At 66.5% G+C, this 457-nt stretch carries 1 protein-coding gene; it reads right to left on the minus strand.

Features of this window, described 5'->3' with window-relative positions; all coding sequences use genetic code 11:
* The coding region (locus tag FLP08_RS16990; RefSeq protein ID WP_156278107.1) for a response regulator at positions 1–457 on the minus strand (457 nt) is incomplete at both ends.

Genomic DNA, 457 nt, shown 5'->3' on the forward strand with positions numbered 1-457 from the left:
GGCGACGGGTTCGGCATCGATGGTGACGGGCAGCTCGTCGGCGGCGAAGCCCAGGGCCAGCAGGCGCTCCTCGAGGACATCGAGGCCGATGGGCTTGATCAGGCACTCGTTCATTCCAGCCTGGATGCAGCGCTCGATCTCCTCCGGCTGGGCGTCCGCGGTGAGGCCGATGATGACCACCGGCTCCTCGCCATTCTCGCGCTCCTCCTGGCGGATCGAGCGGGCAAGGTCGGAGCCGCTCATCAGCGGCATGTGGCAGTCGGTGATGACCATGTCGAACGGTTGCCCATGCCACAGGTTGAGAGCGCTCAGGCCGTTCTCCGCTTCCTCCACGTCATGACCGAGGAAGCTCAGCTGTTGATGGAGGATCTGCCGGTTGACCGCATGATCGTCCACCACCAGCACCTGCAACCGCCGCGCCCGGCGACTGCCGAGCGGGATCGCCCGCACGTTCTCG

It is taken from the genome of Christiangramia aestuarii (genome assembly GCF_009735585.1).
In the GTDB taxonomy this organism is placed as follows: Bacteria; Bacteroidota; Bacteroidia; order Flavobacteriales; family Flavobacteriaceae; genus Christiangramia; species Christiangramia aestuarii.